Raw genomic sequence first — 26,096 nt, forward strand, 5'->3', positions numbered from 1 at the left:
TATTTAAAAATGTATTTATAATTTAAAAGAGATGTTTGCAAAATAAGACCTTCCTCTATCGTAGAACAGTTTATCTCCAAACAATGGAGTAGTTAGTGAACGATCAAAGCTAAGTTGTTCGTAGTTTGCATATCTACCCTGCTCAAATGAACCCGATACTAATCCTCTATCATTAAAAATATTATTTACAGATAAACTAACTCCCATATAATATTTACCAATTCTAAAGGACTTTCCGATGTTAGCATTAAATACCCATGCGTCCTCATATCTTTTTTGTTTTAAAAGAGATTTTACACTTTGATTGGTAACATTCGAGTAAGGTTGCTGAGATTCTGGATTAATAATAAAATTCTCTGTTCTAGATAGTGCGGATATGTCTGAATATATATCCTGTAATAAATTACCCGATACTCCTACCCACCAATATTTAGGTGAATTATATCTAAATCCTAGTGAATATCCTTTCTGTGGTGATCCTGCAATTTTATAGTTCTTAATCTTAGCACTTCCTAAATCGGGCATCCCTTCATAACTATCTGTTAGAATCTTTAAATTTGGATTATTTTTATAAACGTATTGACCTATTGAAGCTACCGCAAATGTTGTAATTGTTGGCGATATTTTCAGCTCTAATCCTAATTCGGTTCCCATATACTCCTTATCAACTCCGGTTAATATTTCAGATAAAAAAACGTTGGAAGAGGTTGCATCCTGAGAAACACTTCCTTGTGAAGGTAAGTATTGCGATAAATCTAAACCTTGTGCATAAAAACGTGAGATTTCAACTGCATCTTTTATTCTTGTATAATAAGCAGTCGCTCTTAACTTTATTTTGGGTGATCGAAGGGTATACGTAATATCACTAGTACCTACTTTTTGATTGGTTAAATCTGGAGTAACCATATTATTCAGTCTCGGATTAACAAAAATTTCGTTTAATGTAGGTGAAACCAAGAAATACCCTGAATTTAATGTTATAAAATTTCTCCCATCAATTTTATAAGTTATTCCACCTCTTAATCCTACATCAATAAAATTTTCCTTGCTACTTCTTCCATAGGAATTATCAGCATATAATCCATTTTGAAACATTCCATTTCTATAAGATTCATTCCATCCCAATAAAAGTGATACAGCCAAATTCCAATGGTCTACATATAATCTTGTAGTTGCATTTGCTGTAATAGCCTGTTTATTTAGTTTATAATTATATTCTAACCTATCTCCTACTTTCGCAATACTATTGGGTTTTAGGATATTATAATCCCCAGCATCGCCTTGCAAAAAAGAACTTCTATTCAAAGCAAATTCAGCCCCTAACAAATCTTCTACTTCTCTGTAATTGTCGGACACTAAATTTTGATAATTTAAGTTTATATAAAATTTCCAATGATCTGCAAACTGAGTTTGTAAATGTGCGGATGCATTAAAGGTTCGATCTTTAATTACATCATCTACCAGAAAGTAAGAAGCTCTTCTTCCTTGCTCTCCAGAGTATAAATCTGTTACAAAGGGGGCATTGTAGTTTGCCTCATATAAACTCCCCCAATTTATTTGAGTTATTGAGGTATCATTTTCCTGCCAACGGTTTAAAATTTCTTGATACGCTGCTTCTAAAGACTCTGTAGGAGAGCCATTGGCTTTTGCTATTAAATATTGAATATAACTAGGTAAATTTCTGTAGTAGGTGGGTGATGGGTTGGTAGAATTATACCAATTTAAACGTGAGCTTTTATGGTAACCTGTTTGGTAAGAAGCTGTTGTTGTGATTTTTGTATTCTTATTTATTTTCCAATAATGTGTAAGCATAAATACAGGTTCAAACATTTTTTTTATGCGTTCATTTCTTCTTTGCCCCTCTTGCCAACCCCAGTAAGCATTATAATTTTTACCTCTTAAATCATAAACTTCCTGAGTGTTTGGGCTAGCTCCTGATCTTCTTGTTGGTGTACCAAATGTTGTGAAATTTAAGGTGTGATTTTCTGATATTTTTTTTTCAGCCGAAACAAAATAGGCATAGGAATCGTTAAAAGTTCCGTCTATTACACCTTCGTCCATCCATCTTCGAGATGCATTAAAAGCAAACGCCCAGCCTGAAGGTAACATTCCTGTAGCATAACTGAGCATCAATCGGTGTTGATAAGTTTTATTGGTTAGTGAATATGAAAGATTTAATCCCTTTCTGTAGCTGGAGGCTCTAGTGTCATAGTAGTATGTTCCTCCTAAATTACTAAAGGAATAGTCAGAAACGTTGTTAGTTTCTGCTAATTCATAGGTATATCTAAAAGAATTATTTAAGCCCCCCCAATTACTGAAATCAGGTCTACCACTATGGTTTTTAGCCATAGGAACCCCATCTATCATTACATTATTATAACGATTATCTGTACCTCTAATATTAAACCAATAAGCCCCTAGTTCATAAGCGGCTACTTTTGAAAACACATCTCTTGAAGATTGTAAAAGCCCAATTCCAACTTGCCCTAATGCCCCACCATCATCTGTTGTTAATTCCTCATCCGTCAAGGAAATTAAATTTTCAGCTTCTAAAGGCTGATATTCCAAAGTTATATCTCCTAAATTTTTAATATCCTCTGATGGTATTAATGAAAGGTTGATTACTTGAGATATAAAACCTTCTTTGCTTATAACAATAGTAAATTCTCCCTGGGCAATATTTTGAAACTCAAAATATCCTTTTGTATCTGTGGTGATCGTTTTATTTAAATCTTTCTCTAAACTTACTGTTGCCCAATCAATTGGATTTTGATTAGTATCTTTAATAAAACCAGAAATTGTTGTTTGTGAAAGCAGATGTTGTCCTATAATTATTGTAAATAAGAATTTTAAAGTTAGTTTCATTACAAGAATTTTTTCAATTTTTGAAAATAGAATTTTAACATTTACTAAAGTTTATATTTATACAATTGATTAATATTAAACACCATCAATTATATGATATATGTAAATTTATTTAAAAATTACACTATTTGCCAACATATAATTAAAAATACAGTATTAAATTAAAATAAATCAGACTAATAATTATTTTTGTAAATAAAAAAATTCATAATATGAAATTTCATACTTTCTATATTTTTATAATACTATTGGTATTTATTCCTAAAAGAATAAATGCTCAAAACAATTATAAAAGCGCAACCATAATGTTTTATAACGTTGAAAATTTGTACGACACCATTAAGTCTGCAGATGTTATAAATGGCAAGTTATCTCCAGAAGATTCTCTTTACCAAATTAGTATACCCGAAGATAGTGCATTAGCTTCTGGGTTAAAAATATACCGTGGCGAATTATCTTTTAAGAAACTTAAAGGGAAACATGTGATTAGAAAGCACATACTAACAAATGAATTTTATTATAAAGGAACTAAAGTATGGAATTCCAAAAAGTACAACGAAAAAATTGGAAACTTAACAAAAGTAATATCAGAAACCGGAAGGGAAGAGACTAAATCAATGCCATCTATTATTGGGCTAGCTGAAATTGAAAATGAACATGTTCTTCAAGACTTATGCGAAAGCTTAGGAAAAAAGGGTAAACAATACAATTATGCTCATTTTAACTCTTTTGATGCTCGTGGAGTTGATGTGGGATTATTGTACAATGAAAAAAGATTTACCTTGATTCATAAAAAAAGGATAGTTATTGATCTCCCTCCCGAAAACGGGTATAAAAATTATACAAGAGATATTTTACTAGTTGAGGGTTTATTGGATGAAGAAAAAGTTTATTTTTTAGTTAATCATTGGCCTTCACGCAGAGGTGGAGAACAAAGAAGCTTACCTAAAAGAATACGCGCCGCAGAAGTATTGAAAACAGCTATGGATAGTATAATAAATATTTATCCAAATGCTAAAATCTTAGCTATGGGTGATTTTAATGATGATCCTACAAGCCCTAGTATAAAAAAAATACTAAATACAGTATATAAAAAAGATCAAGTAAAATCTGGCACTTTTTTTAATCCTGCTGAAAAGCTATTTAAAAAAGGAATGGGTACCTTAGCCTATAATGACTCTTTTAACTTTTTTGATCAACAAATAATGTCTCCCGGATTTATAAATAATACTTCGGAGGGGTATACTTATTACAAAACAATGGTATTTTCACCTTTCTATTTAATATCACAGGAAGGAACATGGAAAGGATATCCTTTTCGATCCTTTTCTGGTGATAACTATACTGGAGGATACAGCGATCACTTCCCAATTTATACCATTCTTGTAAAGAAAATTAAAACTAATGATTAATACTTATATTTAACAAATAGTCTTGATATAAGTTTTTCTTTTCTTATGAGTAATTGGGTTATAATCACTCCAAAGTAGCTGAACATTTAAATTATCTACCAATTGAGGATTTGTTTCTACAAACCGAATGTTATATTTTTTTAATGTATGAAATATTTCTGTAAAGATAATGGCTGTAATTCCTTTCTTTTGATATTTAGGATGCACTCCTATTAATATATATTCTGCCGTATCAAAATTTTTAGATGCTTTTAATAAATGATACCAGCCCCATGGAAATAGCTTACCCCTAGATTTTTGTAATCCTTTAGCATAAGAGGGAGAAGTGACAGCAAAAGCACATATTTCTTGGTTTTCATCTAATATACATGTTACAAAATTTGGGTTAAGAATTTGTAGGTATTTTTGAGTATAAAAATTGATTTGCTTTTCTGAGAAAGGAACAAAGGACTCTAAAGCATTATAGGTTTCTATTAAAAGATTAAACATTGGTCTTACATAAGGCTCCATTTCCTTTTTATTTGAAAATCTTAAGGCTTTAAAATTTTTCTTTTCTTGAAGAAGTTTAGAAAAACGTGTGACTTTTTCAGGCAATTCCTCCGGTACTTTAAAAAAATTTTCAACCCATACTTTCTCTTCTTTAAAACCTAAAGATTCTAAATGATCTTTATAATAGGAATGATTGTATAATGTTATCATGGTGGACAATCTATCAAATCCTTCCGTTAATAAACCCGCTTTTTCCATATTGGAAAAACCTACCGGCCCTTCTATATAATGCAAATTATTATCAAGCCCAACAGCTTTAACTTTTTCAATAAGTGCCTGGGTTACTGCTATGTCATCAATAACATCAAACCAGCCGAATCTAACCTTTTTCTTATGCAATTTTTCAACTTCGTAGGTATTAATAATTGCAGCAATTCTCCCAACAATTTTTCCTTCCTTATAAGCTAAATAGTAAGTTGCCTGAGCATGCTCAAAAACTGGATTTTTATTTTTATCTAAAACTTCTAATTCTTCCTTTATTAAGGATGGAACATAATTAGGACAATTTTTATAGAGAAGTATTGGGAAATTAATAAATTTTTTTAAGTCTTTTATACTAGCTACTTCTTTAATCTGAATTTTCATAATACGGCAAAGATAAGAGGTAATTGCTCTGTTAGCTATTATTTCGTACTAGTTTTTATATATTAAACCTATCAATTTATAATTTCTCCATCTGAAAATTCAATTATTCTATTACACTTGGCAGCAAACTCATCGTCATGGGTAACTGTAATTATCGTTTGTCCTTTACTCGCTAATTTTTGAAAAATATCAAATACAATTTCTGTATTTTTAGAGTCTAAATTCCCTGTTGGCTCATCTCCCATAATTATTGTTGGCTCATTAATAAGTGCCCTTGCAATAGCTACTCTCTGTTGTTGACCTCCAGATAATTTTGAGGCTAACTTTGTTTCATTTTCTTTGATGTCTAACATTTGTAGCAACTCTATAGCTCTTTCCTTTATTTCTTCTTTAGATTTTAGGTTTAACTTTAATGCTGGTATCATAACATTATCTAACACTGAAAATTCAGGCAATAGATAATGAAATTGAAAAACAAAACCTATGTGCTTATTTCTAAAATCAGAAAGTTTATTTTGGCTAAGCCCTGTAACTTTAGTTTCATTAATATAAATTTCTCCTTCATATTCCGTATCCATCGTGGATAATAGATACAGCAAGGTAGATTTTCCAGATCCTGACTTTCCTATAATCGATAAAAATTCTCCCTTTTCAACTTCAAGATTTACATTTTTTAATACCTGAAATTTTTTAGGTTCATAGAAGTATTTATTTATATTTTTAACCAACAATGCTTTCATCTTATTCTATTTAAAAACTTAACTTCTCAAAATTGAAACCGGATCTACCTTCGCCGCTTTACGAGCCGGCATATATCCTGCAATGGCGCTTACCAATAATCCAAAGACAAATCCTTTGATATAAGTTATGAGACTAAAATCTACCGGTAGTGTATCGTAAGTCGCGATTTTAAATGGAATGCTATGTACAATTATGGAGATTGTATACCCTAAAATCATTCCTAAAATACCTCCTATCATACCTATAGCTATAGACTGAGTTAAAAATATTTGTACTATATCTTTCCCATTAAATCCTATTGCTTTTAGTATAGCTATTTCTTTAATCTTTTCGTTAACAGTCATATTCATAATATTATAAATACCAAAACCTGCTACAATTAAAATGGTTAAAGACATAGCTGTTCCTATAGAACCTCTTACTTTGTTCGCAGATTCTAGTTGCGGATTGCTTTCTTGCCAAGATTCTACTTTGTACTGTGTATAGTTTTTTATTTTTTCAGAAAGTTTGGTTGCCTGATTATAATCTTTAAGGTTAATATAAACATCTGTGGCATAATTCTTATTTTTTGAGAACAACTGCCTTGTTTGATTGATTGAAACTATTGCTCTTGTTTTGTCGGCATTCGAAGAACCTGTCTCTATAATTCCAATTACTTTAAAAGCCTTAGAAACACCCCCTGAAGTTATAACAGTTACATTATTTCCGGTTCTAACTCCTAAATTTTGTGCAAGCTTACTTCCTAAGATTATTCCATCGGAGCGTTTATTTAAATCATAGAAATCTCCTGAAATCATATAATGAGAGGTTTTAAAAAGAAGATCTTCATTCTGAACTTCAACTCCGGAAAGATTTGCATTATTCTGTGTTACTCCATTTTTTATGAAAACATTCTCATTGATTTGTTGGGTCACTCCCGCTACTTCTTGAATCTTTGAGATATTTTCAATTATTGGCACAGCATTTTTTATACCTTCGGTATAACTAATATTCTTGTTATTACTAACCATTACAATCTGGTGATCCTCTTTCTCAGGAAGTAATACGGGCAAATCCGGTGAAATATCGTTATAAACACGTATATGGGGTATAGAAGAAAATGTTATTTCGGATTGAGAATCATTAACCCCCGTCATAAAACCATTCATAAAAATATAAACAGAAATTCCAAAAGTAACGCTTAGAGTAGCCACTAGCAACTGCCTTATTTTAGAAGTTAAATGTACCCAAGAGATTTTTTTATTAACACCCATTTTCTATTTCTTTTTGGTAATAATGTCTTTTTCTGTTATCCCTGAGAGGATTTCAGTCCAATCTTTATTCTGCTTTCCTATTACCACAGCTTTTTCAGTTCCATCTTTTAAAGTCACAAAACGACCTTTAACTAAATAATCGGTAGGAATCACCAATACATTTTTGCGTTCTCCAACTTTAATGTTTGCTTGCAATTGGGTTCCTGAAAATAATTTTTCAGGCAATTTATCAAATTCTGCTTCTACAATATACGATTGCTCATCTTTATTAAATCCTGGATATATTTTACTAATACTTGCTGAAAATCCATGATTCGGATAGGTATTTAAATTCACAACAAGTTTTTGCCCTACTTCAATTTGAGTAATGTCATCTTCAGAAATATACAGTCTTATAAGATATTTTCCACTTCCAATTTTCGCTATTGGATCCCCTATTTTGACTAGTTCTCCTTTCTTTTTATATACTTCAATAACCTGCCCTTCTTTCTCTCCAATTACATTGTAATCTTCCAATTGAGCTTTTTGATTCTCAATTTGAATTTTACTTCTTTGTACGGCAAGATTTAACTGATTCTTAATTTGAGCTAAACTTTCTTCAAGTGCTCTCAAATTTTCCTTGGAAGCTATATACTGAGATTCTGCTTTTTCTAAATCTAATTGTGAAACCGAATTGGTTTGCTTTAATTTTTTATATCTGTCATAATTGTTCTGATCTAAAATAAGTTGTTGTCTAGCCTGATTGATTTGTGCCTGAATTTGTAAAATTTGTGGGGAATTATTGGCTGTATTTCTAATAGCATCGTTATTTACCACATAAGCATCTTGCAATTGAACATTAGGAACATCACTCTTTATTCTCACTAATAAATTCTGTGGAGTTATTAAGTCTCCTTCCTTTATATTAACTTCTGTAATTAATCCGTTAATTGTGGATGATATTGTATATTCATCCTCTTGTTTAATGTATCCATTCCCAAACACCGCTTCTTGAAGGTTTTTTCGTTCCGGAGCTGTCGTTTCTCTCTTGGAACAAGCTAAAAATAATAAGCAAGAAATTACTACGATTTTGTAATTAATTATAAACTTCATGGTTCTATATTATTAAAATCTAAGAGTTGGTAATTCATTTGGCGTATAAACACTTGGTATTGTGCGATTGAATAATCCGCTAAACTGTTAAGATAATTGAATTGAGCTGTTAGTAGATCGTTATATTTATCTAATCGGTCGTCTAAACTAATAATTCCATTTTCATATCTTCTTTCGTAATGCAAGTCATTTTTTTCTTGTAAATCTAAAATTTCTTTATCCCTATTAAGATTATTTAAAGCTTGTTCATATTGAAGCTTAAAGTTTTCATCTTCTTTACTTTTTACCAATTGTAGATTATCCAATTTCATTTTTTGTTGCTGCAGTTGCAACTTCATTTCATTTAAACTTTGTTTGTTGTTAAAACCTGTAAAAAGTGGCACACTTAATTTGAATCCTAATACTTGAGAAGGTAAGTGGCTGACATTAGAAAAATTTAAAAACCCATCTGTTGCCCAGTTATATGTATATTGATATTGTAAACTCAACAAGGGGTAGTACAAGGCTTTCCCCTGTTTTACATTATATTCAAAAGCTTTAATCTGAGTTTTTTGCCAAAGGATTTCTGGATTTTCCGTGGTGATATCCGTATTATTGATTAATGCTTCTTCAATATCTCCGTTAATATCTATATCCTCACCTAAATTCAGTTGACTTTGAAGTTGAACTTGCAGCTGCTGTAAATTATCTTTAGCATTTTGTAAATTTTTAAAATTTTGCAATTGTTGAATTTTTGCCTTGTTTAATTCCAATTCACTTATCAATCCTTTATTAAACTTTTCTTTTGCATTGCCTAAAAGTTTTGTTGAAACCTCAACATTCTTATTATAAATATCAATTGATTTTTGCGCCAATAGTATGGAATAATATGTGGAAGCTAATTGATTATACAAATTATATCGAATTTTTTCTGTTTGAATTAAACTAGATTCTTCTTGTATGCCCGCTGCTTTGGCCGCAAATATTTTTTGAAAATTTAAAATATCCCATTGTGCTTGAAGCCCTATGTTATAGGTATGCTGCTTTCCGAAAGTCATTTTCTCAAAGGTGCCTTCTGAAGCATTGGGGTTAAATATTTTAGCGGGTATAAGAGTTGACATTAAAGTGAGGTTGTCATTGTAACCAGATCCGAAAGAAATATTTGGATATAAAGAAGATTGAGATTGTATTTTTTTAGATTTAGTTATATTTTGTTGGATTTCTGCATCTTTAATTTCATAGGCATTAGCATCTGCATAATTAAAAACTTCTTTAAGTGATTTAAATTGTACTTGGCCTATGGTATGTATTCCTAAAAATATGCATATAGGAAGGAAAAATATTCGCTTTTTCATTATTTAGAAATAATTTTAAATTTAAAAATCTTTATCGATTTAATTAAATTGTGAAAAAATAAGCTCACATAGTTTTTAAATATGTATTCTTTGCGAAATTAGTTAAATTACTCTTTTTGAAACCTTATTGTTAATTTAATATTCTTATTGAACCATAAGTAATATTATAATCTTTGTATTCTTTTATTCTCTTAAAGATTTTTCCTAAAAATTCATTCTTTGAATTCTAATTGCATTAGCTATTGCAAGAAGAGCAACGCCAACATCTGCAAAAATAGCTTCCCACATATTGGCAAATCCTCCAGCTCCTAATATTAAGACCGCTATTTTAATTGTAAATGCTAAAATTATATTTTGCCAAACGATTTGCTTGGTTTTTTTTCCTATTTTTAAAGCTACTGGTATTTTACTAGGCTTATCGTCTTGGATTACAACATCTGCAATTTCAATGGCTGCATCACTTCCTAAACCTCCCATAGCTATTCCAACATCACTTAGTGCTAATGCTGGAGCATCGTTTACTCCATCACCTACAAAAGCAACACTTTCTTTAAAGTTTATAATTTCTTCTAATTTCTTTACTTTTTCTTCGGGATATAAGTTACCATAAGCTTCTTCTATATTTAATGCATTTGCAACTTCTTTTACTACTGAAGATTTATCTCCACTTAACATGGTGACTTTAATCCCCAAATGCATTAACTCTTTAATCGTCTGTGCAGCATCTGCTTTTATTTGGTCTGAGATGCTTATATATCCTACAAATTCATTTTTATAGGCAATGGCAATAATAGTATTTCTCAAATTTAAATTTTCAGCATCGTAGTAAATATTAAATTTATCTAACAATTTGAAATTTCCTACTAATATTTCTGCTTCCTCAATTTCTGCTTTAATGCCCATCCCTGGAAATTCTTCAACCTTTTGCACAGAAATTCCCATATTTACTTCTCCTGCGTATTCTTTAATTGCAGTTGCTATAGGGTGGGTACTTAAATTTTCAATTGCATTTACGTATTGAATAATCTTAGACAAATTAAATTTGGGATTTATATTTACTTCCTGTACTTTAAATGAACCTTCTGTTATAGTTCCTGTTTTGTCTAAAACAATATTTTGAATTCCTGCAATTTTATCTAAATAACTGCTTCCTTTAAACAAAATTCCATGTCGACTAGCTGCACCAATCCCCCCAAAATATCCTAATGGTATAGAGATTACTAAAGCACATGGACAAGAGATCACTAAAAAAATAAGGGCTTTGTACAACCATTCTTTAAATTGATAATCGCTAGTAAAAAAAATAGGCAGAAAACAAATACTGATTGCTAGGAAAACTACCATAGGAGTATAAATCTTAGCAAATTTTCTTATAAATAATTCTGTTGGAGCTTTTTTAGAAGTAGCACTTTGCACTAATTCTAATATCTTGCTGAGTTTCGTATGATCGTAAGTAGAAGTGACACAAACTTGGATTACAGTGTTTAAATTTATCATACCTGCAAAAACTGAATCTGATTTATATTTTATTTGAGGGGCACTTTCTCCAGTTAAAGAGGAGGTATCCAATAAGGCTTTCTCTGAAAGCAATTGTCCGTCCAAAGCTAATTTCTCTCCCGGTTTTAACTGAATGATAGATCCTGCTTTAACTTCTTTTGCAGGTATTACATGTAAGTTTTCTTTTTCTACAACCGTAACGCTGTCCGGTCTTTGATCTAATAAGCTTTTAATGTTATTTTTAGCCTTTGAAACTGCTAAATCTTGAAGTGCCTCTCCAACGGAATAAAACAACATTACGGTTACTCCTTCTGGGTATTCACCTATAGCAAATGCTCCAAGAGTAGCTATAGACATTAACAAAAATTCTGAGAAAAATTGACCTTTTTTAATACTCTCCCAAGCTTCTTTAATTACTGGAAATCCAACCGGTATATAGGCTACTATATAGTAGGCGAATTTAATCCAACCTTTGAACCATGATTGATCTGAACTATTTAGAATACTACCTACTATTAGTATTAATAATGAGACAATAGCCGGAAGAAAACTTTTTAAGAATTTTAATTGTGTTTTATGGGAATATATCTGAGTGTTGCAACATGCTTTAGACATAATATTAATTTATATGATGCAAATGTATATGAAGATCCTATGCAATACTATTGCAATTCTTGTAAGCACCTTTCGCAGATTCCCTTCGCTGAGAAATTAATTTCTTCAATTCTAAACTTTACATTTAAAATTTCAGGAATTACAACTTCTTCTCTACAAGTTGTCTCTCCACATATTTTACAACTTAAATGTAGGTGCCAATCGTTGTGAAGTTGTTCGTCACAATCTTCTTTACACAGAATATATTTAGAAGTATTGTTTTCTTGTATACTATGTACTAGTCCTTTTTCTTCAAAGGTCTTTAGGGTTCTATAAATGGTAATACGATCTGCATATTCAAAGTAATTTTCAATTTCAGTTAGAGATAAGGCTACTTTTTTATTTTTTAAAAAATTATAAACCAAAATTCGCATATTGGTGGGTTTCACATTTTTATAATTAAGCTTATCTTCTATTTTTACCTTATCCATATGCTGAAATTACAATTTTATTTATGTTTTGCAATAAATAAAAAAGCTTAACTAGTATGTTATACCAATTAAGCTTAAAAAGTAGCGAGGAGCAGACTTGAACTGCCGACCTCTGGGTTATGAATCCAGTGCTCTAACCAGCTGAGCTACCTCGCCATATTTAGAGGTGCAAATATAACGGAGATTTTATGAATCTCCAAAATTATTTTAAGCAAAAAACTTACAATCTTTATCTATAGCTTTAGGTAAAAATATTTCTGCCAACATACAACGAACGCCACCCCCTCCATATTTTTCAATAGTTGGAATATTACAGACTATAATTTCAGTATAATTTTTTATTTTTTTTAACTGTTCTTGGGTAATTGATTGATATGCAGTTTGAGATACTACTAAATATCTAGTTCCATCAATTTTAGATTTTAATTGTAAATGATTCCCTAAAAATTGTTTCATCTGATGGATCGATATTGGAATAATTTCTTTTCCTGTTGATTTTAAAGAATTAACCACTTTTCGTTTTTCTTCTTCATTATGTATGGTTTCTAAACAAATTAAGCAAAAGCCTTTACATACCCCCATCATTACGTTGGTATGATAAATAGGGAATTTTTTGTCTCCAATTTCTTGAAGTGCATGGAAGGTAATAGGAGTATAACCCATTTCTTCACAAAATTCTAGAAATATAAATTCATTGGTTCTCTCGGATAGGGAGGCATAAGCAATTTTATTTTCTCTATCAAGAACCATACTTCCCGTACCTTCCAAATATAAGTTTTCTTTCTCTGCTTGAGTATAATCAATAATTTGATTGATATAGAATCCTTTATTTTCAATGGATTTCAAAATATCTTCTCTTCTTTCATCTCTTCTATTTTCAGCATACATAGGATACAATACAACAGTACCATCAGAATGGAAACTTACCCAGTTATTAGGAAATATGGAATCTGGCGTATGTGGCTCATGAGTATCCTTAATTTGAATTACTTCTATTCCTGATTTAATGAGTTCGTTTACCATGCAATTAAATTCTTTACTTGCATGCTCTTGGATTATTTTTGGAGAAACTGAATCATTTTCTTGAAAAAGGTTATCCATTGCTGTTTGTTTATTGAAACCAAATGCAATGGGCTCAATCATCAAAACGGTATCTGCAATTATATTTTCTTTCATTTTTTTCTAATTAATGGCAATGTGGAACATCTTAATAATCCTCCCATTTTAGATATTTCGTAGTATGGAATTTTTTCAACTTTAAAGTTCCATTCATTTTCTAAAAATTGATTTAAACGTATAAATTTCTCTTCTGAAATTACTACTTCCGGGGATATGGAAAAAACATTACTGTTTATATGGAATACTTCATCTTCTGTTAATTCAAAAATATTTTCAATTCCAAAATAATCAACTAAAAAATGGTAATCTTCTTCATTAGCAAAACTTTCTTTATATAAAATTGCTTTATTTTTCCCTATAGGCATAAAGGTGCAATCTAAATGAAGAACGCCTTTTCTGGGATCTTTATCATTTTTTTTTAGTTGTAATTCTTTAAAAATTTTATTTGGATATAATTCTTTGAGGTATTCAATAGCGTATGCATTTGTTCTGGCGGTTTTAATCTGGAAAAAATCAGAACCTTTATAAACCCCACAAAAAACAACCTCATCAGTTAGGACTATATCTCCTCCTTCTACATTAGCTTTTTTAGGTAAATTGTAAATGTTTTTAAAATTTATCGATTTAAAAATTTCTTCGTAGGCTTCTTGTTCTTCTTCTCGGTCTGCAATCATATTGGAAATTATAATTTTATCATCGATAACAAAGGCTACATCTCTTGCAAATACTTGATTATATTCTTTTAATATTTTAGGCTGTAAGACCTCAACTCCGTATTTTTTTAAAATTTTTTCCAAGCATAGCATTTCATTAACAATTTTACTTTCACTAGGATAAATCTTATCTTTTATGCTTTGGTAAGATTTAGCATCGTATGCTTCGTCTAATTTCGGTTGCTTACCTATAGAATAAGGCTGACCTATTACTACTGTTTGTAACAATGAAGTTTCATTCGTTATATTAAGTTGCATAAATGTGAAATTACGTTTCAAAGTTAATTGAAAATTATATTCTGCTATTTGTTTTATTCAATGAATTTGAACACAAAAGATTTTTCATTTAAATGTATTGTTTAATATAACTAAGCCCTGTACTAATTACAGGGCTTAATGATGAATTTAAAATATTGTTTTAAATTTTTCTGATATATTATTTATTACAATTAGCCTATCTCTCTATCTTGTTTGAATTTCTCAAATTCTTCCATACTATATTCTGGACAAGCTCCTTGATGGTTCGTTATAAAAGCTCCTAAGTAAACGGCTTCCTTCATGGCTTCTTCTACCGTTGCTCCTTTGGCTCTTTTAGATAGGAATCCTGCTAAAAAAGAGTCTCCACTACCTACGGTGTCTTTGATTTCAACTTCCACAGCTTTTAAAAATAAGTATTCTTTATGATCGCAATAAACAGCTCCTTTACTTCCTTTAGTAACAATTAATCCATCTAAATTAAAGTGATTTCTAATGTATTTTATTGCTGATTCTTCTGAAGTATATTCTTCGCCTAACCATTGTAAAACTTGTCTCAACTCAGATTTATTCATTTTTACTAAATCTGATTTTTCTAAAAGTTTTAAGATATTATCTTGGAATATGAATGGCGGGCGCAAGTTTACATCAAAAACCTTATAAGGTGCAATCTCTATTAATTTATGAAGTGTTTCCTTAGAAGTTGAATTTCTTGAGCCTAAACTACCAAACACTAAAGCTTGAGAGTTTCTTAATAATTCTTTATAACTATCCTCCCACTGAATGAAGTCCCAAGCAACCGGCTCTTTAATTGTATAATGAGCTTCATTGTTCTCGTCAATTTCAGCTAAAACTGTTCCTGTTTCTTGTTCTTGTGTAACTTGGCAATAATCTGTTGATATATTTGCTTCTTTTACTTTTCCTAACAACTCAGCCCCTAGTTCATCTTTACCAACACAACTAATCATTTTACCCGTAGCTCCCATTTTATTAATATGATAAGCTACATTAAAAGGAGCTCCTCCTATTTTTTTTCCGGATTCAAATATATCCCATAGTATCTCCCCAAAGCTAACAATGGGTCTTGTATCTATTTCTCTTTCCATAAATTGTAATTTCTTTTACGTTGATTGTCTAATCATTAATTTAGAATTGAAAACTCTTGGTTTATGATTAAGATTTTTATTTTCTATGATTTGCATTAATATTTCTACTGACTCTTTGGATATCTCCTGCAAGGGTTGTTTTATATAGGTTAATGGCGGATTAAATACTTCAAATGCTTCTGATTCATCAAAAGTAAGAATTGCTATTTCTTGAGGGATTTTTATATCTCTTTTTACAATATTTTTTAAACCTGCTATAGCGAGCTTATTAGTTGTAAAAAAAATTGCATCTATCGAATTATTATTATTCTTAAGTAATTCATCCATTGCTTTTTCAACTTCAGCTTGAATGTTTTTTTCATTAATAAACTTTATATTCTCATCCCTAAAGGGTAATCCGCGATCCTCTAAAGCTCTTCTATATCCTTTAATTCTTTCTTTTAGATGTGCCAATTCAACATCGTAAACTAATATTCCTATATTTTTTTTTCCTGTCTTAATTAAATACTCGATGGATTGATAAGAGATTCCATAATTATTCGTGGTTATTACTGGAACTTGTACATCATTAAAATATCGATCAATTAATACCACAGGTATTTTGGTTTTAATAAGTTCTTTTATTGAATTCTCAGAATTTATAACTGGTATAATAATAAATCCATCTACTTGTCTATTTAAAAAAACTTCTATTAATTGTTGCAACTTTTCAGGGTTTTCATCTGAACTGCCAATTAATACTGCATATCCTCTTTTACTAGTTTCATCTTCAATAATTCTAGCAATTTGAGAGGCAAATGGGTTAGATATATCTGCAACTAATAAAGCTATGGTATTAGTTTTATTAGATTTAAGACTTTGAGCTATTTTATTAGGTCTATAGTTAAGTTCTTTAGCTGCTTGTCTAACTCTTTCCGCAGTTTCTTTACTTATCCTATTTATGTGTTTATTATTCATTACATAGGACACCAAAGCTGTTGAAACCTCTGCTTTTAAAGCTACATCCTTAATAGATGCTTTTTTCATGATAGATTATTTTAATCCTAGCTCTTTTTCTATTTGTTCTAATGATTTACCTTTGGTCTCAGGTATATAGAATTTAACAAATATATAGGCTACTATTGAGAAAAAACCAAAAATTGCAAATAGAAAGCTATTACCAAAATTCTGCCTTATGATAGGTGTAAAGTATACAGTTAAAAATGTACATCCCCAACTTACTGCCGTTGAAAAAGACATGGCTACTCCTTTAATTCTATTGGAATAAATTTCAGATATAATTACCCACATTACAGGAGCAAAGGAAGCTGCAAAAAAGGAGATATATCCTAACAAAGCAAGCAAAACTGCAATTGCACTTTTTTCTTCTTTAGAAAAAGCATAGGTTAGATATGCTAAACATGCGGTCATCCCTAATGCACCCCACAAAAGAAGTGTTTTTCTCCCTTTACTATCTACCAATTTAAGTGCTACTATAGTCATTAAAACATTTACTAATCCTACAATCATCGATTGTAATAGTGCTTGATCTGCCCCAACTCCTGCTGATTTAAAGATATCCGGAGCAAAAACTAAAACTGCATTAATTCCTGTAATTTGTTGAAAAGCGGCAATTAAGGTTCCTATCAATACTACTTTACCTGTCTTACCCTTAAACAATTCACTAAACTTAATCTTCTCTTTAGATGTCTCTTGCTTAATGGATTCTTCAATTTCTCTTAATTCGTTCTCTAAATCACTACTCTCACTAGTCTTTCTTAAAATTTTAATAGCCTTGTCTTTGTAGTTATTTGCTAATAACCAACGGGGACTTTCAGGAAAGTTACCTAATAAATATATAAAATAAATTACTCCAAATAATGCAGGGATAGCTAGCATATATCTCCAGCTATTGTCTCCTAAATTAATTAAAAAATAATCAAATACATAGGCTAAGAAAATACCTATTGTTATTGCAAATTGATTAAAAGAAACTAAAGTACCTCTTTTTTTTGCCGGAGATATTTCTGCAATATACATGGGTCCTACTACTGAGGTAGCTCCAACGGCAAATCCAGAAAGAACTCTAAAAAAGGTTAAACTATAAAAACCTGTAGAAAATGCACACCCTAGAGATGAAATGATAAAAAGTAGGGCTGTACCGATCATTACTTTTCTTCTACCATAGGTATCTGTAAATTTCCCTGTAAATAATGCTCCAATTAGACAGCCTAACATCAAGAAACTAGCAATAGTACCTAAACCACTATCGCTGAGATTAAAATCTTTTTTTATTAATTCGTTAGCTCCGGCAATACCTGCCATATTAAGACCAAATAGTAAGCCTCCATTTACTGCTACGAATGTTATCCAATACAAATATTTGTTATTCCCTTGACTCATAAATTTTGATTTTTGCGGTTTTTCAAAAATAAAAAATTTAATCGTTTAAACGATAATTGTGTAGGATTTTTTCCATATGTTATTTATCATCTATGGTTTTTAAAGTAAAAAGGCAACTATATAGTTGCCTTTTTATACTTGAATTGATTTTATTAATTATAATAATTCTTTTTCATCTGCTTTTTCGTCTTCCTTACTTTTGGAGGAAATTTTTTAAATAAAGATTCTATTGACGATTTAAAAAATCTAGATTTTGTTTCTGGTTTTGATCCGTAGGGAAGGTTTTCAATGGTTTGTCCTGTCCAAATTAAATTATTCGTATTTGCATCATCCATGGAGACTTGTATAAAGTATGCAGTTACCTTATTTCTGATAGGGATACCTATGTTGGTTCCTAAACCAAACCAGGTACCTCCCCCTCCAACACCTAAATTCACGACATTACTTACTTGAGTTTCATCTCTCTTGCTAACTTGCAATGCTATATAGACATCTGGATTTTGAGTGTTTCTAGTTAAACCTTTAGTTTCTAATACATAATTCAAATTTTTCATGATGCTGGCACTGTCTATAGAATTAGACTGAACCACGTTATCTATGTAATAATCGTAAGTTTTTATTTTAGAAAAATTATACTGGGTATCATAATCTATTGCTCCATTTTGAGTTTGACAGGAAGTTAACAATATAAACATTAAAAATGGGATGATATATTTTTTCATGTGTCTTTTTTAATTTACAAATATATTAATAATTGATGAAAGCTTTTTATAGCTAATTTCTAATTTACTGATTGATGTCATATATAAAGCATTTGTTTACAGAGTATTAATTGTTGTTCACTATTTTTGTGTAACATTAGTTCCATTTTTATGCCAGATTCTCCCAATCATATAAAGTCTGTAAGTTTATTGCTTTCTGACCTAGCGATTACTCTAATTATGAATGGAGCAAATACCTCTAGGACTTTAAAAAACACTCTAAGAATATCAAACCAATTGGGTTTTAAAACTGATTTTTTCTTTTCTCTCTCAAGTGTTATCTTAACTGTTTCTGATATTAAAGGGAATGAGTCTCACACCATTGTTCGTTCCATTCCTCACATAAGTGTGAATTTTGATATAATCTCAGAAATAAGCCTACTTTCTTGGCGAGTGGTTGATGAAAATTTAAATGTGCATGATATTGAAAAAAGTTTACGAGAAATAAAAGAAATCAAACAATATTCTAAAATTTATATCTGTATTTTTGTTGGACTTGCGGGAGCAGGATTATGCCGAATATTAGGAGGTTCATGGTTGGAATTTATTTTCTGCTTTTTTGCTACTGTTATAGGGCTGTTAACAAGAATACTATTAACTAAAAAAGGATTTAATATATTCATTGTATTTAGCGCTTCCTCCTTTGCCGCAGTCTCTATCATCTGTGCTTTTCGCTTAATTTTTAATGACAGTTTAAACAGTGCGCTAGCTTCCTGCGTACTTTTTTTAATCCCAGGAGTTCCCCTTATTAACTCATTTATAGACATTTTAGAAGGATATATTTCCCAAGGCATTGCAAGGGGAATTTTGGGCACTATGCTTATACTTTCTATCGCAATAGGTTTATTTTTATCATTATTTATTTTTGGTTATGGATTTAATTAGTTTATTTACAAATTTAGATATATCTACATCTGAAAAAATTTTTTGGTCGATGTGGGTTTCCATAGGATTTGCTGTGCTTTTCACAACACCTAAAAGATCGATGTGGGTGGTTGCAATTCTAGGAGGGTTAGGTTTTAGTTGCAGAACCTTTCTTTTATATATTTGGGAAAATCAGATTGTATTTGCAAGTTTTATGTCCGCCTGTTTAGTTGGTATATTAGGTATATACTGTGCGCATAAAGTACACACTCCTCCTATTGTATTTACAATTCCAGCGATCATAAATATTATCCCTGGAAAATCAGGTTATGAATTTATGGTTTCTTTAATTCAAGCTATTACACTGAAAGAAGGAGAAGTTTTGCAAATTAATTTTTTAATGGGAATGCTAGATAAGGGGATAAAAACTGGATTCACTTTACTCTCATTAGCGTTTGGGGTGGTATTCCCTATTTTAATTTTTAAAGCTAGATCTGTAAAGAAAACTACATTGCATTCTTTATTGGCTAAAAGTAAAAAATAGTGTAATGGTTAGTATTCTATTTACTCTTATCTATGGATTAGAAACAGATAGCAATACAAAAACTGGCCCACGTTTATTTTTTTTTAAACTAATTATAAAATACACATTAATTTTATTTTAAAAAACATTTATTTCATAAAATATTGTTAATCAATAAAATATTTTATACTTTTATTAAACATATTTTAACAAAATGTAAAATTATTTTAATTATAAATTGGCATCATGGTTGTATTAAATAAACAAAATCACTAAAAAATAATATCATGAGACACGGAGACATTTCATCAAGTCCAGACACAGTAGGTATCGCAGTAGTTAATTATAAAATGCCTAGATTACACGACAAGGAAGAAATTAAACAAAATTGTGAATTTATCTCCCAATTTATTGCAGGAGTAAAACAAGGAATACCAGGATTAGACATTATTGTTTTCCCTGAGTATAGCACACATGGAATCATGTATGATCGTGATGAAATGATGAACAATGCAACAACAGTTCCTGGTTTTGAAACTGAAATTTTTTCCAAGGCTTGTAAAGACAATAACGTTTGGGGAGTATTTTCTTTAACCGGCGAACGTCATGAAGAACACCCTAAAAAAGTTCCATACAATACGCTTATATTAATAAATAACAAGGGGGAGATTGTTCAAAAATATAGAAAAATGATGCCATGGACTCCTATTGAAGGATGGTATCCAGGAAATCAAACCTATGTTAGCGAAGGGCCTAAAGGAATGAAAATTAGTTTAATTATTTGTGATGATGGAAACTACCCTGAAATCTGGAGAGATTGTGCGATGAAAGGTGCTGAACTTATTATCAGAAGCCAAGGTTACATGTACCCAGCTAAACGCGCTGAGGTTAATATTGCACAATGCATGGCATGGTGCAACAATGTATATGTAGCCGTTGCTAATGCAACTGGTTTCGATGGTGTTTACACCTATTTCGGACATAGCTCTATTATTGGTTTTGATGGTAGAACCCTAGGTGAATGTGAAACAGAAGAAATGGGTATACAATATGCGCAATTATCTGTTTCAGAAATCCGTGATTCCAGAGCCAATGATCAATCTGAAAATCACCTTTATAAACTATTACACAGAGGCTATACAGGAACCATCAACTCTGGTGAAGAACGTTTTGGTGAACCTAAATGTCAATATTCATTCTATCAAGATTGGATAAATAACCCTGAAGCTGTTCAGAAACGTGTGGAGGATATGACTCGCAGTAAACCAGGCGTGAAAAGTGCTCCGATAGATGGAATACCTTTTGAATAATAAATTAAATTTAGTACTTAAAACATTAAAAGCTACCATTTGGTAGCTTTTAATTTATTTTAAAATATTAATTTTTTTCTTATATTGATTTTAAAGTTAATGATAAAAAGATATAATATATTCCAATGAAAATGATTGAAACACTAATCCAAACCAATAGAGTTGCTAAACCTATAGAAGGGACTACTAAAATAATAAGTGAAAAAATAATTTCAAGTATTCCAAAAAATAATAACCACCCCCAGTTATTTGATCCTAGTTTTTTAATATCTAAAGAATAACCTGTTAAAGATACACCCTTAAAAAGTATCCAAAAACCTATAAAAAAAGCTAATATATCTAAACGAGTTATTATACTTGACCTTAAAAGTACTATCCCTATTAATAAATCAAATATTCCACCTGCCAAATACCATCCCCATGAACTATTTTTAGTATTAGAGAGTGAAAAGAATATTTCAAAAATCCCTGTAAGTAAAAAAGATATTGCAAAAAATGTACTTATAAAAATCAGCGTAGGAGCTGGTTTTGACAATACTATAATTCCTCCTAATAAAAATATTATTCCTAAAAGCAATAAAACCCACCAATGATTAGTTATTGATTTTCTAGGTTCTACAAATGTATTCATAATTTATATTTTTTTATATCATTCCAAAAATAATGCCAGTGAAAAATTATTATTTAATATTATTAAATTAAGAAATACTTAAAATCATCTACCTTTGGGTACTATTATTGATAATATTATAAGTCAAAAATTGGTGAAATTTGGAATTATACGATCTAATTGAAAAAGCAAAAACATCTAAACAACAAGCCCAAAGTCGTTTAGTCAATCTTTTTTGGGATGACGTAAAAAGATACATTTATTCTCTTGTTAAGGATGAAAATAATGCGGAAGAACTTACCATTGAAACATTTACAAAAGTTTTACAAAAGTTAAATTTATATAATATTGATTTTGATTTTAAAACTTGGATTCTTTCAATTGCACATAATACTTGTATTGATTTTTTACGAAAAAATAACAAAATCCTATCTAATTTTTCTACAGATAACTATCATGATATTAAAGACAGTGATCCCTCTCCTGAACAGCTTTTTATCTACAAACAAAATGTTGAAACTGTACAAAAGATGTTGAACAAACTTCCTGAGAAATACAGTATTTTAATTCAGCTCAGATATTTAGATGAAAAAAAATTGAATGAAATAGTCAATGACACAGGACTTACATTAGCCAATGTAAAAGTAAGTCTTATGAGAGCAAAAAAATTATTATTTGAAATGAAAGATGAAAACTTGTAAATTATTTACTTTCTGTTATTTCATTTATTACATTCATAAATTTAGTTTTCCAACACTCCCAATTTAATTTTTGTTTATAGATAGCAAAAGATCCTTCTCTTAATTTATTTAGCTCCTTTAAATGAATGATTTCTAATATTTTTTCAGCAAATTCTTTCCCCCCACACTTTAGGTTTAATCTGTAACCATTTTGACCATTAATAACATAATTCGGAATTCCTCCAGTATCATAGGTAAGTATTGGTAAACCATACGCTGAGGCTTCTGAAAATACTATAGCTGAGCATTCCGCCTTAGTTGGTAAAATTAGGAGATCTGAATTATAAATAATCTCCTTGAGTAAATTATAATCTTTATCCAAGTTTTTATTTAGAAAACCGTAGGATTTTATGTTATTATCATTTTTATACTTCATTGGTGGATCAACACCTACCACTTGTAATATAGACTTTATATTGTTCCCATTTAAATAGCTAAGGCATTCGACTGCTATTTTTCCCCCTTTTCTCTCCCAATCAACTCCTAAAAATAGAAGATTTAATTGCCCCGTCTTCTGAAAATTAAATTTTGGATTTACTTTTATATTATCAATATTTGCTCCAAATTCAATTACTTTTATTTTTTTTTCAGGTATTTTATAGTCATTAATAAAAGAGTTTTTTGCCCAATCTGAGGATACTATTATCGTAGTGGAATTATCTGCCGCTTTTTTTTCTATAACATTGCCTTGTTTAACATTAAATGAAAAGAAATTACTGAAAATTGGATAATAGTTATAAAGAAGATGAAAGGTTGAATCTGTTAAATAAATAATAGGCTTTTTGATTTTTAAATATGCTATATTTACAGATCCTGATGGGGCAAATACGATATCAATATCATCTAATAAATGATGATTTATATCTTTTGCTAAAATTTTAGAATAAAATATTAAATGTTCAGATTTTTTTTTAAAAAAAATTCTTGATAAAATCCCCATAAATATTTTCATTAATTTTTCATAAATTATTTTTCTTTTTATAGGGATCCATAAAACTTCAACATTTTGTATCGTTTGTATGTTTTTATATAATTGATAAATTGTTCCTGACCAAGCCTTTTTATCACAAGGATCTTCTCTGGACAAAAAACCAACTTTTATCTTTACATTTGACATTTAATATGCTCTTGAAACCAAATTAGTTTAATCCTTTATAGGTTATTATCTAATAAAAACAAGATTGTTTTCTTTGGATAAATCCTCAGAGTACTCATAACCATCTTCATTGTAGACTTTTAATTTATTTATATCTTGAATGTTATTTTCTGCACACCAACGAGTCATTTTTCCTCTGGCATTTTTAAAATACATCATGATACTTTTTAAAGATCCGTTTTTGTAGTCCTTAAAATCAACCTCTATAATAGGATTTTGAAGTTTCTTTGTATCAAATACTTTAAAATATTCTTTACTTGCTAAATTTAATATGGGTTCATCTTTCTTTAATAGTTTGGAAAGATAGCTTGTTAGTATTTCTTTCCAAAACATATATAAATTGTTCGCTTTTTTCGATTTTAATTTCTTCCCCATCTCCAACCGATACTGCATTATTTCATCAGATGGATGCAGTAAACCGTATAACCCTGAAATTATTAATAAATTATTCTGTAAATATTCAAGTGCTTTTTCATTCAGTGTCTCTGCTTGTAAACCTCTATATACTTCTCCTTTAAAAGCTAAAATAGCTTGTAAACTCTCATCTTTAGTTGGATTCTCTTTCCATTCTTGATTCCTTTCCCAATTTTCTTTTGATAATTTAGGTGAAATATCTAATAAATTTTCTAAATCTGAAGGACTAAACTCTTTTAGATTGTTTTGCAATTCTATAGTCTTATCCAAGAAGTTGGGTTGGGATCTTTTCGTCCACTGCGAAGAAGCATCTACGCTCATCATTTTTGCTGGAGAAAGTAATATTTTCATTATTTTCTTTTTATAGAATAATAGATAAATTTATAAAAAAAAGTTGGAGTAAAAAACTCCAACTTTTTTATTTATATATACTTATAAATCAATTAAAAATCAAAATCAATATCAACATGTAACTTTTTAGCAACAATTTTATTTACTGTATCTTTCAATTGAGGTATCGCAACCGTTTCCATAACATCTGCACAAAAAGCAAACATTAGCAATGCTTTAGCCTCATTATCATGGATTCCTCTTTGTTTCATATAAAAAAGCGCATCGTTGTCCAGTTGTCCAACTGTACATCCATGTGAACATTTTACATCATCTGCAAAAATTTCTAATTGAGGTTTAGTATCTATACTCGCTTTATTAGATAATAATATATTATTATTTTGCTGGAAAGCATTCGTTTTTTGGGCAATTTGATCCACTTTAATTTTTCCATTAAAAATACCATGTGCATTTTCCGCATAAATTCCTCTATAAAGCTCATGACTTTCACAATTGGGTTGATTATGATTGACTAAAGTGTGATTACCTACTTCTTGACCCTCTCCTATTAAACTAATACCCTTTAAAATAGAATTTATATTTTCTCCTCTTTGATCAAAAATTAATTCATTCCTTGTTACTTTCCCTCCTAGAGAAAATGTATAAATAGATGCCTGACTATCTCTTTCTTGTTCTATATAAGTTGAATCTAATAGATGAGTAGTATAGGAATCGTTTTGAATTTTATACAAGCTAAAATTTGAATTCTTACCTACAAAAACTTCTGTAACTAGGTTGGTTAAAAAATCTAAGTTTGAAAAGGTTTGAATTTTTGTAGTAATTAGAATTTGTGAGTTATCGTCAACCACAAAAAGATTCCTTAAATATTGAGAAGCTTTCTTATTTTGTTCTGTGTTTATATATAAAATTTCTACGGGTCGTTCTTCTACCGTGTTTTTAGGCATATAAATAAAGGTGCCTTCTTTTACATTAGCAGTATTTAAAACGGAAAAATATTCATTAGGTACAAGTTTACCGTACTTATCTTCAATAACATTTGTATAAAACTCATTTTGTAAAGCTTCTGAAAATGGTAAAACTATAAATTTATCTTTAGGATAGTTGGAAAATTCAGGAACAAAAACCCCGTCAATATAAACAATTTTAAAGGAATCTAATCCCTCTATTTTATTTCTATTTATAATTTCTTGATCTACCTCATGCTTTTCCGCTTGAACATATAATTCAGGATTTAAAGGAGAAATTTTGGTATATTTCCAATCCTCTTCTTTTTTTGAAGGAAATTTTAAATTTTTTAATTCGGCTTGTGCCAGACTAGCTTTATTTTTTATTTCTGTGTTATTCAAAATATTCATTGCAATTATTTAACGTTTAAGAAA

The 26,096-nt window shown here is 30.0% G+C and carries 23 protein-coding genes and 1 tRNA gene; 5 read left to right on the top strand and 19 right to left on the bottom strand.

Annotation, left to right across the window (positions count from 1 at the left end):
* Nucleotides 1-15 precede the first annotated feature (15 nt).
* Nucleotides 16-2,865: a TonB-dependent receptor gene (locus tag ETU10_RS02265; protein WP_146309570.1), complete on the bottom strand. Its 2,850-nt coding sequence runs from the start codon at nucleotides 2,863-2,865 to the stop codon at nucleotides 16-18.
* 212 nt (nucleotides 2,866-3,077) lie between these two features.
* On the opposite strand from ETU10_RS02265, the gene ETU10_RS02270 reads away from it, so the two are divergent.
* On the top strand, nucleotides 3,078-4,277 hold the full coding sequence (locus ETU10_RS02270; RefSeq protein WP_146309571.1) for an endonuclease/exonuclease/phosphatase family protein: 1,200 nt from the start codon (nucleotides 3,078-3,080) through the stop codon (nucleotides 4,275-4,277).
* 9 nt (nucleotides 4,278-4,286) lie between these two features.
* Here the strand turns inward: ETU10_RS02270 and ETU10_RS02275 are convergent, their stop codons facing one another.
* The 14 genes from ETU10_RS02275 to ETU10_RS02340 all read right to left on the bottom strand — a co-directional run bounded on the left by ETU10_RS02275 (nucleotide 4,287) and on the right by ETU10_RS02340 (nucleotide 18,710).
* On the bottom strand, nucleotides 4,287-5,411 hold the full coding sequence (locus tag ETU10_RS02275; RefSeq protein ID WP_317129692.1) for a GTP cyclohydrolase: 1,125 nt from the start codon (nucleotides 5,409-5,411) through the stop codon (nucleotides 4,287-4,289).
* A 71-nt stretch (nucleotides 5,412-5,482) separates the two neighbouring features.
* Nucleotides 5,483-6,151: an ABC transporter ATP-binding protein gene (locus ETU10_RS02280; RefSeq protein WP_146309573.1), complete on the bottom strand. Its 669-nt coding sequence runs from the start codon at nucleotides 6,149-6,151 to the stop codon at nucleotides 5,483-5,485.
* Nucleotides 6,152-6,169: 18 nt separating this feature from the next.
* A complete protein-coding gene (locus ETU10_RS02285) occupies nucleotides 6,170-7,405 on the bottom strand; it encodes an ABC transporter permease (RefSeq protein WP_146261554.1) in 1,236 nt (411 codons plus the stop codon).
* Between the two features lie 3 nt (nucleotides 7,406-7,408).
* Nucleotides 7,409-8,497 (bottom strand): efflux RND transporter periplasmic adaptor subunit, encoded by a 1,089-nt coding sequence (locus ETU10_RS02290; protein WP_146309574.1) that lies wholly within the window; start codon nucleotides 8,495-8,497, stop codon nucleotides 7,409-7,411.
* Nucleotides 8,494-9,831 (bottom strand): TolC family protein, encoded by a 1,338-nt coding sequence (locus ETU10_RS02295; protein ID WP_146261556.1) that lies wholly within the window; start codon nucleotides 9,829-9,831, stop codon nucleotides 8,494-8,496. Before ETU10_RS02295 ends, ETU10_RS02290 begins: the two co-directional genes overlap by 4 nt.
* A 204-nt stretch (nucleotides 9,832-10,035) precedes the next feature.
* Entirely contained in the window at nucleotides 10,036-11,943 is a 1,908-nt protein-coding gene (locus tag ETU10_RS02300) for a heavy metal translocating P-type ATPase (protein ID WP_146291667.1), read from the bottom strand.
* Nucleotides 11,944-11,990: 47 nt separating this feature from the next.
* A complete protein-coding gene (locus ETU10_RS02305; RefSeq protein WP_146309575.1) occupies nucleotides 11,991-12,413 on the bottom strand; it encodes a Fur family transcriptional regulator in 423 nt (140 codons plus the stop codon).
* Nucleotides 12,414-12,495: 82 nt separating this feature from the next.
* Nucleotides 12,496-12,569 (bottom strand) — tRNA-Met (locus ETU10_RS02310).
* Between the two features lie 51 nt (nucleotides 12,570-12,620).
* Nucleotides 12,621-13,589, bottom strand: a complete 969-nt coding sequence (gene ctlX, locus ETU10_RS02315) for a citrulline utilization hydrolase CtlX (RefSeq protein WP_146309576.1) — start codon at nucleotides 13,587-13,589, stop codon at nucleotides 12,621-12,623.
* The gene (locus tag ETU10_RS02320; RefSeq protein ID WP_146309577.1) at nucleotides 13,586-14,503 is read right to left on the bottom strand and encodes a dimethylarginine dimethylaminohydrolase family protein; all 918 of its coding nucleotides are present in this window, start codon (nucleotides 14,501-14,503) and stop codon (nucleotides 13,586-13,588) included. The genes ctlX and ETU10_RS02320 overlap by 4 nt, the downstream gene beginning before the upstream one ends.
* Nucleotides 14,504-14,694: 191 nt before the next feature.
* Nucleotides 14,695-15,606 carry a carbohydrate kinase family protein gene (locus ETU10_RS02325; protein WP_146309578.1) on the bottom strand — a complete coding sequence of 304 codons (912 nt, stop codon included), beginning with the start codon at nucleotides 15,604-15,606 and terminating at the stop codon, nucleotides 14,695-14,697.
* Nucleotides 15,607-15,621: 15 nt separating this feature from the next.
* Entirely contained in the window at nucleotides 15,622-16,632 is a 1,011-nt protein-coding gene (locus tag ETU10_RS02330; protein WP_146309579.1) for a LacI family DNA-binding transcriptional regulator, read from the bottom strand.
* Nucleotides 16,633-16,638: 6 nt separating this feature from the next.
* Nucleotides 16,639-17,988: a sugar porter family MFS transporter gene (locus ETU10_RS02335; protein ID WP_146309581.1), complete on the bottom strand. Its 1,350-nt coding sequence runs from the start codon at nucleotides 17,986-17,988 to the stop codon at nucleotides 16,639-16,641.
* Nucleotides 17,989-18,140: 152 nt separating this feature from the next.
* Entirely contained in the window at nucleotides 18,141-18,710 is a 570-nt protein-coding gene (locus ETU10_RS02340; RefSeq protein WP_146309583.1) for a DUF4136 domain-containing protein, read from the bottom strand.
* Nucleotides 18,711-18,860: 150 nt separating this feature from the next.
* Between ETU10_RS02340 and ETU10_RS02345 the strand changes: the two genes are divergently transcribed.
* The 3 genes from ETU10_RS02345 to ETU10_RS02355 all read left to right on the top strand — a co-directional run bounded on the left by ETU10_RS02345 (nucleotide 18,861) and on the right by ETU10_RS02355 (nucleotide 21,446).
* Complete coding sequence (locus ETU10_RS02345; protein WP_146309585.1) at nucleotides 18,861-19,634, top strand: threonine/serine exporter family protein; 774 nt, start codon at nucleotides 18,861-18,863, stop codon at nucleotides 19,632-19,634.
* On the top strand, nucleotides 19,621-20,157 hold the full coding sequence (locus ETU10_RS02350; protein ID WP_146309587.1) for a threonine/serine exporter family protein: 537 nt from the start codon (nucleotides 19,621-19,623) through the stop codon (nucleotides 20,155-20,157). The genes ETU10_RS02345 and ETU10_RS02350 overlap by 14 nt, the downstream gene beginning before the upstream one ends.
* A gap of 266 nt (nucleotides 20,158-20,423) precedes the next feature.
* On the top strand, nucleotides 20,424-21,446 hold the full coding sequence (locus ETU10_RS02355; RefSeq protein ID WP_146261567.1) for an aliphatic amidase: 1,023 nt from the start codon (nucleotides 20,424-20,426) through the stop codon (nucleotides 21,444-21,446).
* 79 nt (nucleotides 21,447-21,525) lie between these two features.
* Here ETU10_RS02355 and ETU10_RS02360 read toward each other — a convergent pair whose 3' ends face one another.
* A complete protein-coding gene (locus ETU10_RS02360) occupies nucleotides 21,526-22,077 on the bottom strand; it encodes an HdeD family acid-resistance protein (protein ID WP_146261568.1) in 552 nt (183 codons plus the stop codon).
* A 140-nt stretch (nucleotides 22,078-22,217) separates the two neighbouring features.
* On the opposite strand from ETU10_RS02360, the gene ETU10_RS02365 reads away from it, so the two are divergent.
* Nucleotides 22,218-22,757, top strand: a complete 540-nt coding sequence (locus ETU10_RS02365) for an RNA polymerase sigma factor (RefSeq protein ID WP_146309589.1) — start codon at nucleotides 22,218-22,220, stop codon at nucleotides 22,755-22,757.
* Between the two features lies 1 nt (nucleotide 22,758).
* Here ETU10_RS02365 and ETU10_RS02370 read toward each other — a convergent pair whose 3' ends face one another.
* The 3 genes from ETU10_RS02370 to sufD all read right to left on the bottom strand — a co-directional run bounded on the left by ETU10_RS02370 (nucleotide 22,759) and on the right by sufD (nucleotide 26,072).
* A complete protein-coding gene (locus ETU10_RS02370) occupies nucleotides 22,759-23,913 on the bottom strand; it encodes a glycosyltransferase family 4 protein (protein ID WP_146309591.1) in 1,155 nt (384 codons plus the stop codon).
* Between the two features lie 45 nt (nucleotides 23,914-23,958).
* On the bottom strand, nucleotides 23,959-24,717 hold the full coding sequence (yaaA, locus tag ETU10_RS02375; protein WP_146309593.1) for a peroxide stress protein YaaA: 759 nt from the start codon (nucleotides 24,715-24,717) through the stop codon (nucleotides 23,959-23,961).
* A 92-nt stretch (nucleotides 24,718-24,809) separates the two neighbouring features.
* Nucleotides 24,810-26,072 (bottom strand): Fe-S cluster assembly protein SufD, encoded by a 1,263-nt coding sequence (sufD, locus tag ETU10_RS02380; protein WP_146309595.1) that lies wholly within the window; start codon nucleotides 26,070-26,072, stop codon nucleotides 24,810-24,812.
* Nucleotides 26,073-26,096: the final 24 nt, after the last annotated feature.

Source organism: Apibacter muscae, from assembly GCF_007845595.1.
Lineage (GTDB): Bacteria > Bacteroidota > Bacteroidia > Flavobacteriales > Weeksellaceae > Apibacter > Apibacter muscae.